Origin of the sequence: Kluyvera intermedia (genome assembly GCF_021440345.1) — a bacterium.
GTDB lineage: Bacteria > Pseudomonadota > Gammaproteobacteria > Enterobacterales > Enterobacteriaceae > Kluyvera > Kluyvera intermedia_A.
Window position 1 is genome coordinate 1 of record NZ_JAKCNS010000015.1, and the last position, 14,834, is coordinate 14,834.

The 14,834-nt window shown below is 55.3% G+C and carries 11 protein-coding genes; 4 read left to right on the forward strand and 7 right to left on the reverse strand.

What is annotated here, in order from left to right; genetic code table 11:
• Positions 1-312 precede the first annotated feature (312 nt).
• Together malP and malQ are read left to right on the forward strand one after the other, a co-directional pair.
• Positions 313-2,703, forward strand: a complete 2,391-nt coding sequence (gene malP, locus LZ634_RS04565) for a maltodextrin phosphorylase (protein WP_234502634.1) — start codon at positions 313-315, stop codon at positions 2,701-2,703.
• Positions 2,704-2,712: 9 nt separating this feature from the next.
• A complete protein-coding gene (gene malQ, locus LZ634_RS04570) occupies positions 2,713-4,797 on the forward strand; it encodes a 4-alpha-glucanotransferase (protein WP_234502637.1) in 2,085 nt (694 codons plus the stop codon).
• 54 nt (positions 4,798-4,851) lie between these two features.
• Here malQ and gntT read toward each other — a convergent pair whose 3' ends face one another.
• The 3 genes from gntT to gntX form a co-directional block, all read right to left on the reverse strand.
• Entirely contained in the window at positions 4,852-6,168 is a 1,317-nt protein-coding gene (gene gntT / locus LZ634_RS04575) for a gluconate transporter (protein WP_052282841.1), read from the reverse strand.
• A 413-nt stretch (positions 6,169-6,581) separates the two neighbouring features.
• On the reverse strand, positions 6,582-7,157 hold the full coding sequence (gene nfuA, locus LZ634_RS04580) for a Fe-S biogenesis protein NfuA (RefSeq protein ID WP_234502639.1): 576 nt from the start codon (positions 7,155-7,157) through the stop codon (positions 6,582-6,584).
• A 58-nt stretch (positions 7,158-7,215) separates the two neighbouring features.
• The gene (gene gntX / locus LZ634_RS04585) at positions 7,216-7,890 is read right to left on the reverse strand and encodes a DNA utilization protein GntX (protein ID WP_234502641.1); all 675 of its coding nucleotides are present in this window, start codon (positions 7,888-7,890) and stop codon (positions 7,216-7,218) included.
• A 38-nt stretch (positions 7,891-7,928) separates the two neighbouring features.
• Between gntX and bioH the strand changes: the two genes are divergently transcribed.
• On the forward strand, positions 7,929-8,705 hold the full coding sequence (gene bioH / locus LZ634_RS04590) for a pimeloyl-ACP methyl ester esterase BioH (RefSeq protein ID WP_234502643.1): 777 nt from the start codon (positions 7,929-7,931) through the stop codon (positions 8,703-8,705).
• Positions 8,706-8,820: 115 nt separating this feature from the next.
• Positions 8,821-9,090 carry a YdgH/BhsA/McbA-like domain containing protein gene (locus LZ634_RS04595; protein ID WP_234502644.1) on the forward strand — a complete coding sequence of 90 codons (270 nt, stop codon included), beginning with the start codon at positions 8,821-8,823 and terminating at the stop codon, positions 9,088-9,090.
• 48 nt (positions 9,091-9,138) lie between these two features.
• Here the strand turns inward: LZ634_RS04595 and feoC are convergent, their stop codons facing one another.
• The 4 genes from feoC to LZ634_RS04615 all read right to left on the reverse strand — a co-directional run bounded on the left by feoC (position 9,139) and on the right by LZ634_RS04615 (position 14,750).
• Positions 9,139-9,375, reverse strand: a complete 237-nt coding sequence (gene feoC, locus LZ634_RS04600; protein WP_052282836.1) for a [Fe-S]-dependent transcriptional repressor FeoC — start codon at positions 9,373-9,375, stop codon at positions 9,139-9,141.
• An 8-nt stretch (positions 9,376-9,383) separates the two neighbouring features.
• Positions 9,384-11,702 (reverse strand): Fe(2+) transporter permease subunit FeoB, encoded by a 2,319-nt coding sequence (feoB, locus tag LZ634_RS04605; protein ID WP_234502647.1) that lies wholly within the window; start codon positions 11,700-11,702, stop codon positions 9,384-9,386.
• A gap of 28 nt (positions 11,703-11,730) precedes the next feature.
• Positions 11,731-11,958 carry a ferrous iron transporter A gene (feoA, locus tag LZ634_RS04610; protein ID WP_052282977.1) on the reverse strand — a complete coding sequence of 76 codons (228 nt, stop codon included), beginning with the start codon at positions 11,956-11,958 and terminating at the stop codon, positions 11,731-11,733.
• Between the two features lie 458 nt (positions 11,959-12,416).
• The gene (locus LZ634_RS04615; RefSeq protein WP_234502649.1) at positions 12,417-14,750 is read right to left on the reverse strand and encodes a Tex family protein; all 2,334 of its coding nucleotides are present in this window, start codon (positions 14,748-14,750) and stop codon (positions 12,417-12,419) included.
• Positions 14,751-14,834 lie beyond the last annotated feature (84 nt).

A 14,834-nucleotide genomic window follows, 5' to 3' on the forward strand; every position in this document is an offset into this window, starting at 1 on the left:
ATAAGTTGGAGTCATTACCGAGAAATAGTTTCCTTATTTGCATATTCATTACAAAACGCCATTTCATTTTATGAGCTAAGGCGAAAACATTTTTGGCTTAATCCCTGACACTGTATAGGGATAAGATGACGTTTAAGCTGACTTAAAAATGTACGATTTGGCCGCCGACAGCTAACGTTATAGTGGCAGCGATCACACTTTTCGCTCATCCCTGCGACTCCTCCCCGGCTAATCCAGGACAGGAGGAGGAAGTCGCGCAATCAGCCCGGCACACTAGCGCTAATGTTTATGTAAAAAGGATTCTAATTCGCTATGTCACAGCCTACTTTTAATCACGATTCATTCCAGGCTGCCCTGACGCGTCAGTGGCAGCGCTTTGGCCTACAGGCCGCTTCCGAAATGACGTCTCACCAGTGGTGGCAGGCTGTGAGCGGCGCGCTGGCAGAGCAGCTTTCCGCACAGCCGGTAGCTAAGCCGGCAAAAAATCAGCGCCATGTGAACTACATCTCCATGGAGTTCCTGATTGGCCGTCTGACCGGCAACAACCTGCTCAACCTCGGCTGGTACGAAGGCGTCAGCGAGGCGCTGAAAGGCTACAACATCAACCTGACTGACCTGCTGGAAGAAGAGACCGATCCGGCTCTGGGCAATGGTGGGCTGGGGCGTCTGGCAGCATGCTTCCTCGACTCAATGGCCACCGTTGGCCAGTCGGCGACCGGCTACGGCCTGAACTACCAGTACGGCCTGTTCCGTCAGTCCTTTGACGACGGCCATCAGATGGAAGCGCCGGACGACTGGAAGCGCGGCAGCTACCCGTGGTTCCGCCATAACGCGGCGCTGGACGTTCAGGTAGGTATCGGCGGTAAAGTGGTGAAAGGAGAGTGGCAGCCGGCATTTACCATCACCGGTGAAGCCTGGGATCTGCCGGTGCTGGGTTATCGTAACGGCGTGGCGCAGCCTCTGCGTCTGTGGCAGGCGACCCACGCGCACCCGTTTAACCTGACCAAATTCAACGATGGCGATTTCCTGCGTGCAGAACAGCAGGGTATCGACGCCGAGAAGCTGACCAAAGTGCTCTACCCGAACGACAACCATACCGCCGGTAAAAAGCTGCGCTTGATGCAGCAGTACTTCCAGTGTGCCTGCTCGGTAGCCGATATTCTGCGCCGTCACCATCTGGCGGGCCGCAAGCTGCACGAACTGGCTGATTTCGAAGTCATTCAGCTTAACGACACCCACCCAACCATCGCGATTCCAGAACTGCTGCGCGTACTGATTGATGAGCATCAACTGAGCTGGGACGATGCCTGGGCCATCACCAGCAAAACTTTCGCCTACACCAACCACACGTTGATGCCAGAAGCGCTGGAATGCTGGGATGAAAAACTGATTAAAGCGCTGCTGCCGCGTCATATGCAGATTATTAATGAGATCAACAAACGCTTCAAAGTGCTGGTCGACAAAACCTGGCCGGGCGATGAGGCAGTTTGGGCGAAGCTCGCCGTGGTGCATAACAAGCAGGTTCGCATGGCGAACATGTGTGTGGTCAGCGGCTTTGCGGTTAACGGCGTGGCTGCACTGCACTCGGATCTGGTGGTGAAGGATCTGTTCCCGGAATATCACCAGCTGTGGCCGAACAAATTCCATAACGTCACCAATGGTATTACCCCACGTCGCTGGATCAAACAGTGCAACCCGGCGCTGGCCGCGCTGCTGGATAAATCGCTGAAGAAAGAGTGGGCCAACGATCTTGATCAACTGATCAATCTGGAAAAATACGCCGACGACGCGAAATTCCGTCAGCAGTACCGCGAGATCAAGCTGGCGAACAAACAGCGTCTGGTGAAATTTATCAAAGCGCGTACCGGTATTGAGATCACCACCAACGCTATTTTTGATATTCAGATCAAACGTCTGCACGAATACAAACGTCAGCACCTGAATCTGCTGCACATTCTGGCGCTGTATAAAGAGATTCGTGAAAATCCGCAGGCAGACCGCGTACCGCGCGTGTTCCTGTTTGGCGCGAAAGCGGCTCCTGGCTACTACCTGGCGAAAAACATCATTCTGGCGATCAACAAAGTTGCCGAAGCGGTGAACAACGACCCGAAAGTGGGCGATAAGCTGAAAGTGGTGTTCCTGCCGGATTACTGCGTGTCGGCGGCCGAGATGCTGATCCCGGCGGCAGATGTGTCCGAGCAGATCTCCACCGCGGGCAAAGAGGCTTCCGGTACCGGCAACATGAAGCTGGCACTGAACGGCGCGCTGACCGTCGGTACCCTGGACGGTGCGAACGTTGAAATCGCCGAGCAGGTGGGCGAGGAAAACATCTTTATCTTCGGTCACACCGTCGAGCAGGTGAAAGCGCTGAAGGCGAAAGGCTACGATCCGCTGAAATGGCGTAAAGCCGACAAGCAGCTGGACGCGGTGCTAAAAGAGCTGGAGAGCGGTAAATACAGCGACGGCGACAAACACGCGTTTGACCAGATGCTGCACAGCATCGGCAAGCAGGGCGGCGACCCGTATCTGGTCATGGCCGACTTCGCCGCCTATGTAGAAGCGCAGAAGCAGGTTGATGTGCTGTACCGTGACCAGGAAGCCTGGACGCGTGCCGCCATCCTGAATACCGCGCGCTGCGGCATGTTTAGCTCCGATCGCTCTATCCGCGATTATCAAAAACGTATCTGGCAGGCAAAACGCTAAGGACAGGCAATGGAAAGCAAACGCCTCGATAATGCCGCGCTGGCGGCGGGGATTAGCCCAAACTACATCAATGCCCACGGTAAGCCGCAGTCTATCGGTGCCGACACCAAACGGCGTTTGCTTGACGCGATGCACCACGGCGCTGCTGCCGATGTGGCAGCCACGCCGGTGCCGAACGTGATGGTCTGGACGTACGGCAAGAAAATGGCGCTGCCGGTGGAGGGGAAAGGCGAGTTTAGCTGGATCCTCACTACCGAAGAGGGCAAGCAGTATCAGGGGCAGGTGGCTGGGGGGAAAAACCTCAGCCTGCCGACCCGCTTGTCGGAAGGGTATCATTCACTGACTTTGACGCAGAGCGATGAACGCTGGCACTGCCGGGTGATTGTAGCCCCTGAGCGCTGCTATGAACCGAAGCCGCTCAAAGAGGCGAAAAAGCTGTGGGGCGCCTGCGTGCAACTTTATACGCTGCGTTCGGAGAAAAACTGGGGGATTGGCGATTTTGGCGACCTGAAGGCGATGCTGCCGGAAGTCGCCAAACGCGGCGGCGCGTTTATTGGCCTCAACCCAATCCACGCGCTCTACCCGGCGAACCCGGAAAGCGCCAGCCCGTACAGCCCTTCTTCGCGCCGCTGGATGAACGTTATCTACATCGACGTCAACGCGGTGGAAGACTTTGCCAAAAGTGAAGAGGCTCAGGCATGGTGGAAACTACCGGCAACGCAGAAGAAGCTGAAAGCCGCGCGTGACGTGGAGCAGGTGGACTACACCGCGGTCACCGAACTGAAAATGGCCGCGCTGCGTATGGCGTGGAATCGCTTTGCCAAACGCAATGATGAGCAGATGACGGCCTTCCGCTACTTTGTCGACAAAGAAGGCGAGAGTCTGTATTGGCAGGCGGCATTTGATGCGCTGCATGCGCATCAGGTGAAAGAAGATCCGATGCGTTGGGGCTGGCCGGTATGGCCGGAAGCCTATCGCACGACCGAAAGCCCGGAAGTGCACGCGTTTTGCAAGAAACATGCTGACGAGGTGGATTTCTACCTGTGGCTACAATGGCTGGCGTATAGCCAGTTTGCCGACTGCTGGCAGACCAGTCAGCGCGATGACATGCCAATTGGCCTCTACCGCGATCTGGCGGTAGGTGTGGCAGAAGGCGGCGCGGAAACCTGGTGCGACCGCGAGCTTTACTGCCTGAAGGCATCCGTTGGGGCACCGCCGGATATCCTCGGGCCGCTGGGGCAAAACTGGGGATTGCCGCCGATGGATCCGCATATCATCGCGGCCCGCGCCTATGAGCCGTTTATCGAACTGCTGCGCGCTAATATGAAGAACTGCGGCGCACTGCGTATCGACCACGTGATGTCGGTGCTTCGCCTGTGGTGGATCCCGTACGGTGAAACCGCCGATCATGGTGCCTACGTGCAGTATCCGGTGGATGCGCTGCTGTCGATTTTGGCGCTGGAAAGTAAGCGTCACAACTGTATGGTGATTGGCGAAGACTTAGGAACGGTGCCGGTTGAAATCGTCAGTAAGCTGCGTAAGAGCGGTGTTTACTCCTACAAAGTGCTCTATTTTGAGAATGACCACGAGAAGACCTTCCGCTCGCCAAAAGCGTATCCGGAGCAGTCGATGGCCGTGGCTACCACCCATGACCTGCCAACGCTGCGCGGCTATTGGGAGAGTGGAGATCTGACGCTGGGCAATGAGCTGGGGCTTTACCCTGACGCTGACGTTCTGCGCGGGCTGTATCAGGATCGCGAACTGGCGAAACAAGGGCTGCTGGATGCGCTGCACAAGTACGGCGCGCTGCCGAAACGTGCGGGTCACAAGGCGTCGCTGATGTCGATGACCACCACCTTAAGCCGCGGTATGCAGCGCTATATTGCGGATAGCAACAGCGCGCTGCTGGGACTGCAACCGGAGGATTGGCTGCAAATGTCCTCGCCGGTGAATATTCCGGGAACCAGCACTGAATACCCGAACTGGCGGCGTAAGCTCTCCACCTCGCTGGAAGCGATGTTTGCCGATGACGGTGTGAACAAGCTGATTAAAGATTTGGATAAGCGCCGGAAAGCGGCGAGTAAGAAGAAGTAAAAATGAAAACGCCGGAGGCTTGCCCCGGCGTTTTTTTATCTGTCATTTGTGGTGTTAAACCACCATCCCCAGCAGCAGACAACCTACCAGACCGCAAACCGAGATAATGGTTTCCAGCATCGACCAGGACTTGATGGTCTCGCCGATAGTCAGGTTGAAGTACTCTTTGAACAGCCAGAAACCTGGATCGTTCACGTGAGAGAAGATGACGGAACCGGAACCGACCGCAATAACCATCAATTCTGGGCTGACGCCGGTGGTGGCAATCAGTGGTGCCGCGATGCCGCCTGCGGTAATGGCCGCAACGGTCGCTGAACCCAGCGCAATACGCAGAACGGCGGCGATAGACCATGCCATAAACAGCGGAGAGACGTTAGATTCGTGCATGATAGAGGCGATGTATTTATCCACGCCGCTGTCGACCAGAACCTGTTTGAACGCACCGCCACCGCCGATAATCAGCAGCATCATGGCGATGATTTTGATAGAGGAGATCAGCGTATCGTTGATTTCGTCCATCGAACGACCACGGTTCAGGCCGAAGGTGAAGATAGCAATCAGCACGGCAATCAGCGTCGCCATCACCGGGTCGCCGAAGAACTCAGCGGCAGGCAGCAGGGCGTGACCTTTCGGCAGCACCATTTCAGCAACGGCACGCAGTGCCATCAGAATAACCGGAACCAGAGAAGTCCAGACGCTGACGCCGAAGGACGGCATTTCTGCATCGGTGAAGGTTTTCGGGTTGTGCAGACCTTCCGGGATTGGCTTGTCGATGCCTTTCAGGCAGCGAGCGTAAACCGGGCCCGCCAGAATAACGGTAGGGATTGCCAGCAGCGTACCGTACAGCAGCGTTTTACCCATATCCGCGTGGAAAATGGTGGCGATAGCGGTTGGGCCTGGGTGCGGTGGCAGGAAGCCGTGGGTAACGGACAGCGCCGCAGCCATTGGCACACCGACGTACAGCAGTGGAATACGCGCGGAAGCGGCGATGGTGAAGACCAGCGGCAGCAGCAGCACGAAGCCCACTTCATAGAACAGCGCGAAGCCTACGGTGAAACCGGTCAGAACAACGGCCCACTGGATGTGCTTGCGACCAAATTTGTCGATAAGGGTGGTAGCGATACGCTGTGCACCACCGCAGTCGGCCAGCATCTTACCGAGCATGGCGCCGAAGCCCATAATCAGCGCCAGACCACCGAGGGTGCCGCCTACGCCGTTTTTAATGGAGACGATCACTTTGTCCAGGGGCATGCCCTGCATCAATCCGACGGCAAGTGCCACCAGAACCAGTGCGATGAATCCGTTCATTTTGAAGCGGATCATCAACAGTAATAAGAGGATAACCCCGATTGCTACGATGATTAATGGCATAATTTTTCCAGCCTTTAATATGTTATGGGTAACGTCATTGTTGCTGCGACAACTTCCAATTGTCCCTACAGAGGGAATAGGCACTGACTACTTCACGCCACCGCAATGTTGTATGACTCAGACAGAGAATAGCTGGCTATTATTTAACTCGGTGGCGTATGGCGGGATGATACGGGTAACATGGCGTGTTTGAGAATATGCCAGAGGGTGGAAATGTGAAATATGCGACTCCAGTCAAACTATTGGCTGGTTTTATGCAGCGTTGCGGATAGCAAAATGAGAGAAATGTTGCGCGGTAACATGGGAAATGAGGGGATATTGTTCAGACAGGCTAAGCGCCATCAGGAGAATGCTGATACTAACCCGGGGTCGGCAAAACGCCTTGCCCGGGCCGAGGGAAAACACTCGAATACTTAGTAGTAAGAGTGCTCGCCGCGCTGGTGTTCGGTGAGATCGCGTACGCCTTTCAGCTCAGGGAACTCGACCAGCAGCTGTTTCTCGATGCCTTCTTTCAGGGTCACGTCGACCATGGAACAACCGTTACAACCGCCGCCAAACTGTAGGATGGCCAGGCCGTCGTCGGTGATTTCCATCAGCGTAACGCGGCCGCCGTGGCCTGCCAGCTGTGGGTTAATCTGTGATTGCAGCATGTACTCAACGCGCTCCATCAGCGGTGCGTCGTCGGTCACTTTACGCATTTTGGCGTTTGGCGCCTTCAGCGTCAGCTGAGAACCCAGCTGGTCGGTGACGAAATCAATTTCCGCATCTTCCAGATACGGAGCGCTCAGTTCATCGACATAGGCGGTGATCTGTTCAAATTTCAGTGCTGTGTCACTTGCTTCCACCGCATCCGGCGGGCAATAAGAAACGCCGCATTCTGCGTTAGGCGTACCAGGGTTGATCACAAATACACGGATCTGTGTCCCTTCTTCCTGATTTTGCAGAAGTTTGGCAAAGTGCGCTTGCGCAGTATCGGAAATACGGATCATAGCTTTGACCTAATAGTTGACTACTTTAGTTGGTTATAATACGCCCATCGCTGGGGGTCTACAAGGTGCGACACAGACACCATACCTGAACGCTTGCCGCGCCATTTCGCAAAAGCAGGCGGGAAATCTCGGCCACGGTGCTGCCCGTCGTCACAACATCATCCACAATAACCATATGGCGACCCTGTACCGGTAATTCAAGCTGGAAAGCATTTTTCAGGTTGTGCCGACGTCGCCTGGCGTTGAGTTGATGTTGCGTAGCGGTGGGCCGGATGCGGGAAAGCGTTCGTGGGTTATATTCGCAGGGCAACCACGCGCTGAGCGCCTTACACAGCAGTTCACTTTGATTAAAGCCGCGCCGCCAGTGCCGTCGCTGCCATAGTGGCACGCTGATAAGTTGCTCAGGGGCCGGCAGCCCCGAGTGCTGGCGAACGGCTAAAAGCAGCAGGCGAGCCAACGTGGATGCCAGTTCGGCCTGGCCGCTGAACTTGAAGCGATGCACCATCTGACTGAGCGGCGGCTGATAGTCATTCACCGCCACTAACCGCTGCCATGGCGGCGGTTTTTGCAAGCAGCGGCCGCACGGTGTATTCATGCTGGCTGATGGTAATCCACACTGCGGGCAACCGCACATCTTGCTAAATAACGTTCTGGCACAGCGTGAGCAAACGCCCCATGCCGGTAGCGCCAGCGGCATTTTGCATAGCCAGCATAAGCCGTGGACTGTTAGCATAATCCCCCCTTGAAGCGAAGAAATGAGAACAATAGCTGATGAACGACATCTGGTGGCAAACCACGGGCGAAGGAAATTGTCATCTTGTGCTGCTGCACGGATGGGGACTGAATGCACAGGTCTGGGATTGCATCACGGCGGAATTAGGTGCGCATTTCACATTGCATCTGGTCGATTTACCGGGCTACGGACGCAGCGTCGGTTTTGGCGCTTTATCGCTGGAAGAGATGGCCGAGAAGGTGCTGGAGAAAGCGCCAGCGCAGGCCGTCTGGCTTGGCTGGAGCCTGGGAGGGTTGGTCGCGAGCCAAATTGCATTACGCCATCCTGAACGCGTACAGGCGCTGGTGACCGTTGCGTCATCGCCATGCTTTGCTGCGCATGATGAGTGGCCGGGGATCAAACCCGAGGTATTGAGCGGTTTCCAGCAGCAGCTCAGCGATGATTTTCAGCGTACCGTCGAACGTTTCCTGGCGCTGCAAACCATGGGCACCGAGAGTGCCCGCCAGGATGCCAGAGCGCTGAAGCAGACGGTACTGTCTTTGCCTATGCCGTCATCAGAGGTCCTTAACGGTGGGTTGGAGATTCTAAAAACTGCCGACCTGCGTCAGTCGCTGGTGGAACTGAGTGTGCCATTTTTGCGTATGTACGGGCGGCTGGATGGGTTGGTTCCGCGTAAAATCATCCCGCTGCTTGATGCGTTGTGGCCAGCGAGTGAATCGGTGATGTTTGATAAGGCGGCGCACGCGCCGTTTATCTCTCATCCGCAGGCGTTCTGCGAACCGCTGGTGGCTTTGAAAAAGCAGTTAACGAATTAATTCCTGCAGGACGTGGTAAAACAGATATTCATAGCAATACTTAAGCTGTTGCGACAGGTGATTATTTCATCCGAACGTCGTGGCGCAAAAACAACCCTTATGGAGAGTAGAGGCTATGAAACTTATTACAGGTATTGTTGCATCTCTGGTAATTGGCTCCCTGTCGTTCGGTGCGTTTGCTGCTAAAGAGATCCAAAAAGATGATGTCGCCAAGATGAAGTTGACCAAAATCGGCAACATCACCACCTCAAGAACCACGTCACCAATGGACGCTAAGCGCGATCTGTCTAAAAAGGCGGATGAGCTGGGCGGGAAGTACTACGTGATCATTGCGGGTGGGAAAAACGAAAAAACCGTTCACGGTAATGCGGACGTCTATAAATAGCTTCTAACCTTCTATTCCCGGCGTCAGGTTAACGCCGGGAATAGGGTATCAACGCAGTGCCCACCATTCTCGTAAGCAGGCTTTCCCTTCCGGGCAGCTTTTGCAGCTGCCGGAAAGGCAGCCATCAGGATCTTCGCTAATCTTCACGACTTTCCCCATGGCTTCCAGGCGGCCCAGCATGGCATCGACCAGCGCCTGTGGCGTATGCAGTTGGGCGCTAAGCTGTGCGGCTTCCATGCGTCCTTGCAGTGCCAACATATCGCGTACTTCGATCAATGATGCCATTTTGACTCCTAGTGGCAATCGCCAGCCGGGCTGGAGCAGCATGACGCTGGCGTTTTGCGTGTTGCCAGCAGCGAAACTTCTACGCGGCTACGGGCACGGCGCAGCAGCCCCAGTAGCACGACGTTGAACAGAATCACCGCCAGAATGCACACCAGGCTGTAGCGCGGATGCTGGCTAAAGCTGACGGTCTGGTAGTACAGCGTGGAAAGCGAGTAGGCGATGTTCAGACCCCAGAGGATAGAGAAGGTCATCCAGCCACGGCTCGACTCGCGGGCTACCACCCCCATTACCGAGATGCATGGAATATAGAGCAGAACGAAAATCAGGTAGCTGTAGGCTGCTGCAGCGCTGCCGAACTTGCTGCCCATCACGCCCATCGCGCCGGTTTCCATTTCACCATCGCCTTTGCTGGCTTCAATTGGGTTTGCCAGTACGCTCAGGCTGAAGGTGTCTTTCAGCCCCTGCCAGGTTTCATCCGCGGCGGCCAGCAGTTCATCTCCAAGGTGGAATTCCTGCGGGTTAAACTCTTCGTTCTGAATATTTTCCGCGGTGTAGAGGGTGTTCAGCGTACCGACAACCACTTCTTTGGCCATCGCGCCGGTAAACAGCCCGACGGTCGCCTGCCAGTTATCTTCGTGCACGCCAATCGGTTTAAACACCGGCGTGATGACTCGGCTAACGGATGCCAGCGCAGAGTCGTTGATGTTATCGACAATCTTGCCGCTGAACGAGAAGCTGTTCAGCGCGCTGAGGAAGATACTGACGATGACGATAACTTTACCGGCGCGCAGCACGAAGCCTTTCAGGCGCTGCCAGGTCTGGATAATCAGGCTCTTCACGTGCGGTACGTGATACACCGGAAGCTCCATCACGAACGGCGACGCTTCACCACGCATGATGGTGTATTTGAGCATCAGGCCGGTCAGGATGGCGATAGCAATACCCAGCACGTATAGCGAGAAGACGACCAGCGCGCCGCCCTGACCGAAGAAGGCCGCGGCGAAGACGGCAAAAATTGCCAGACGCGCGCCGCAGGACATAAACGGTGCCATCATGATGGTCATCAAACGCTCGCGAGGTGCATCAAGCGTACGCGCACCCATCACCGACGGCACGTTACAGCCGAAGCCAACGATCAGCGGTACGAAGGATTTCCCTGGCAGACCTAAAGCCTGCATCAGACGGTCCATCACGAACGCGGCGCGGGCCATGTAACCGGAATCCTCAAGGAAGGAGAGGAACAGATACATCATGCCGATTTGCGGTACTAACGGCAGGACGGTGTTGATACCGCCGCCGATACCTTGCGCCAGGAAGACGGTGAGCCAGTCAGGGAAGTGTAGCGTGTAGCCAATCCACTGAATGCCGTGGATAAAGATAGCGACCGAACCGCCGTCAAAAATAGGCTGTAGCGCGCCGCCGATGTTGATCGCCAGTAAGAACATCAGATACATGACGAACAGGAAAATCGGTAATCCCAGCACCCGGTTAAGGATGATTTTGTCGAGAGCAGTGGTGAAACGGCTCGGTTCAGCGGTTAAGGTATTGCTGACGGCGTCGCAGATGGCGGCGATGCTTTGATAGCGCGCATCGGCGATATACAGCGCCGGGTCATCCATCTCTTCGCTCAGATTAGCGAGCGAAATATCCAGCTTGTGCGCGGCGTCACCGGCGTAGGCGCGGCTATAAATATCACCTTCCAGCATCTGCATACCTAACCACTGACGCTGACGCTCTGGGATATCCTGTGCCATTTCACCGGCCAGAATATTGGCTTCGCGCAGCAGCGGCTGCGGGTAGTGCACCAGTTCCAGCGGGTTGTTCGCCTGGTGGCGGTCGATGGCCATCTTCAGCGCTTCAATACCGCGACCACGGGTTGAAACCAGTGGTACAACCGGGCAGCCCAGACGAGCGGCGAGGGCGTCAACGTCGATGCGGATTTGTTGCTTTTCAGCAATATCGAGCATGTTCAGTGCGACAACGCAGGGAATGCCCAGCTCCAGCAGCTGCAGCGTCAGGTAGAGGTTACGCTCAAGGTTGGAGGCGTCGACAACGTTAATCAACAGGTCCGCATCGCCGCTGAGGATATAGTGACAGGCGATTTGTTCGTCCAGCGAGGTCTGCGACGAGATGGTGGTGAGTGAATAGGTGCCCGGTAAGTCGACCAGCGTGACCTGATTATCGGTGGTGGAAAATGCCCCTTCTTTACGCTCAACCGTGACCCCGGCCCAGTTCCCCACGCGCTGGCGCGCCCCGGTTAACTGATTGAATAACGTTGTTTTGCCGGAATTAGGATTGCCAATTAAACCAATGGTTAATTTTTTCATATTTCAGACTCTTAGTACCAGGCTGGAGTTATTGTGCAACGGCTTCTAATTCAATGAGCGCGAGATCTTTTTTACGCAGTACCAGGCTAACGCGACGGGTTTCGATATGAATAGGATCGCCGAGCGGAGCCACGCGAACTACGTTAAATGATGAACCCGGCAGCATCCCCAGAGACAGCAGTTTCTGACGATAAGCTGGGCTAATTTCGCGGGAGAAACCGACAATCTTCCACGCAGTATCAGGTGTAAATTGCATATAACCTACTTGTGTATCAGCTAGCCGAACAGCGGAGATACCGCCGCGCGCTGTGAGCAGCGGCAGGGATATCGTCAACAAATGAAGAGTAAAGACTTACTGGGAATAATGGTAATGAGAATGGTTTTTATCATCAATACATAACATGCGATTGAAAGGAATTTCGGCGGAAATTTGCACTTTTTTTGATATGACGCAAGCAACGCCTTGTAGCGGTAAATGAATTAAATATTCTTTAGTTCACTTAATGTTTAATTAAGGTTTCATTGGTTAATAAAATAAAAACGGCTGAAGCGTATTATTACAAATGGAAAATAATATAACGTTGGAGAGAGGTTCCGGAATTATTGCGCTCGATTTCGGGTATTGCTGGATGATGGGGTGAACGTCTGATTGGCTCTGTGAGGGATTATGTAGCCCGGCGTTGCAGCGCTCGGCCGGGCTAAAAGAACGACCGATTAGCGCTTTTTACCCATGGCGGCTGCCAGGGCATCCATCATGGCGCTGTTACCCGCAGGCTGAGCTTCGCGAGCGCGTGGTTTAGCCGCTTTCGCCGCCGGGCGGTTATTGCCCTGGCTACGTTCGTTGCCTGAACTGCGGCGGGCGTTAGTTTCCCCTGGCTGTTCGTCCAGACGCATAGTCAGCGCAATACGCTTACGCTGCAGGTCCACTTCCATCACCTTCACTTTGACAATATCGCCTGCTTTCACCACGGTATGTGGATCTTCGACGAACTTATCTGCCAGTGAAGAGATGTGGACCAGACCATCCTGATGCACGCCAATATCGACAAAGGCGCCAAAGTTGGTGACGTTGGTCACTGCACCTTCGAGGATCATCCCCGGCAGCAGGTCGTTCATGGTTTCCACACCGTCGGCAAACTTCGCGGTTTTAAACTCAGGACGCGGATCGCGGCCCGGTTTTTCCAACTCTTTGATGATGTCGGTAACGGTTGGCAGGCCAAAGCGCTCATCGGTGAAATCAACCGCTTTGACGTTGCGCAGCTCGCTGCTGTTACCCATCAGGTCTTTTAGCGCCTGTTGGGTCGCCGCCAGAATACGTTCAACGATAGGATACGCTTCCGGGTGAACGGTGGAGGCATCCAGCGGGTTATCGCCGTGGTTGATACGCAGGAAGCCAGCGCACTGCTCGAACGCTTTCGGCCCCAGGCGGCTTACTTTCAGCAGCTGTTGGCGGTTCTGGAACTGACCGTTTTCATCGCGCCAGGCGACGATGTTTTGCGCCATCATACGCGTTAACCCGGCCACGCGGGTCAGCAGCGGTACGGAAGCAGTATTCAGGTCTACGCCAACGGCGTTTACGCAGTCTTCCACTACCGCATCCAGTTTACGCGCCAGTTGAGTCTGGCTAACGTCGTGCTGGTACTGGCCCACGCCGATGGATTTTGGGTCGATTTTCACCAGCTCGGCCAGCGGATCCTGTAAACGACGGGCGATAGAGACTGCGCCACGCAGGGAAACATCAAGATCCGGGAACTCGAGTGCAGCCAGCTCGGAGGCGGAATAAACCGATGCGCCCGCTTCGCTGACAATCACCTTCTGGGCAGTAACTTTCGGGAACTGCTGCTGCACATCGAGGAAGAAGCGTTCCGTTTCACGTGAGGCGGTACCGTTACCGATAGCCACCAGTTCAACGTTATGTTTTTCACACAGTGCGGCAACGGCAACCGCGGCTTTTGCCGCCTGGCCGGTGTGCGGATAAATAGTGTCGGTGGCCACCAGCTTACCGGTGCCATCCACGACCGCGACTTTAACGCCGGTGCGCAGACCGGGATCGAGACCCATGGTGGCGCGCAGGCCAGCCGGCGCGGCCATCAGCAGATCGTGCAGGTTGCGGGCGAAGACGTTGATCGCTTCATCTTCCGCGCGCTCGCGCACGGTACCCATCAGCTCGGTTTCGAGGTGCATCAGTACCTTGATGCGCCACGTCCAGCTAATCACCGCTTTACGCCAGCTGTCCGCCGGGGCGTTGTTCAGGCGCAGACCGAGGTGGTCGATAATGATTTGTTCGCAGTAGCTCTCTTTTGGCGGCTCATCGAACTGCGGATCGGCATTCAGCGCCAGCTGCAACACACCTTCGTTACGCCCGCGGAACATGGCCAGCGCGCGGTGGGAAGGGGTGGTGGAAATCGGTTCGTGATGGTCGAAGTAGTCGCGGAATTTGGCGCCTTCCTCTTCTTTACCGCTGACCACGGTGGCGACCAGATGGGCATTTTTCCACAGGTAGTCACGCACTTTTGCCAGCAGTCCGGCGTCTTCAGCGAAACGCTCCATCAGGATATAGCGTGCGCCATCGAGAGCAGCTTTGCTGTCGGCAATGCCTTTATCGGCATCGACAAATTTCGCCGCTTCCGTCTCCGGATCGTGGGATGGGTCGGTCCACAGCAGATCCGCCAGTGGTTCCAGACCGGCTTCAATGGCTATCTGCCCACGGGTACGGCGTTTTTGCTTATAAGGCAGGTAAAGGTCTTCGAGCTCGGTTTTATTCAGCGTGCCGTTGATGGCTTTCGCCAGTTCATCGGTCAATTTGCCCTGCTCGGAAATGGATTTCAGGATGGTCTGACGACGGTCTTCCAGCTCACGCAAATACCCCAGTCGGGTTTCCAGATTACGCAATTGCGTATCATCCAGACCGCCGGTGACTTCCTTACGATAACGTGCGATAAACGGCACGGTGTTCCCTTCATCAAGCAGGCGAACGGCGGATTCCACCTGTTCTGCTCTGGCCTGAAGTTCACCCGCAATAATGCGGCAGAGCGAATCATTCAACATGGCTTGGTTTCACTGTTAGGTCATAAAATCAGGGGACAGTTATACGGATTGACTGGCAAAAATGCCAGCCATCAGCAGGGTCTT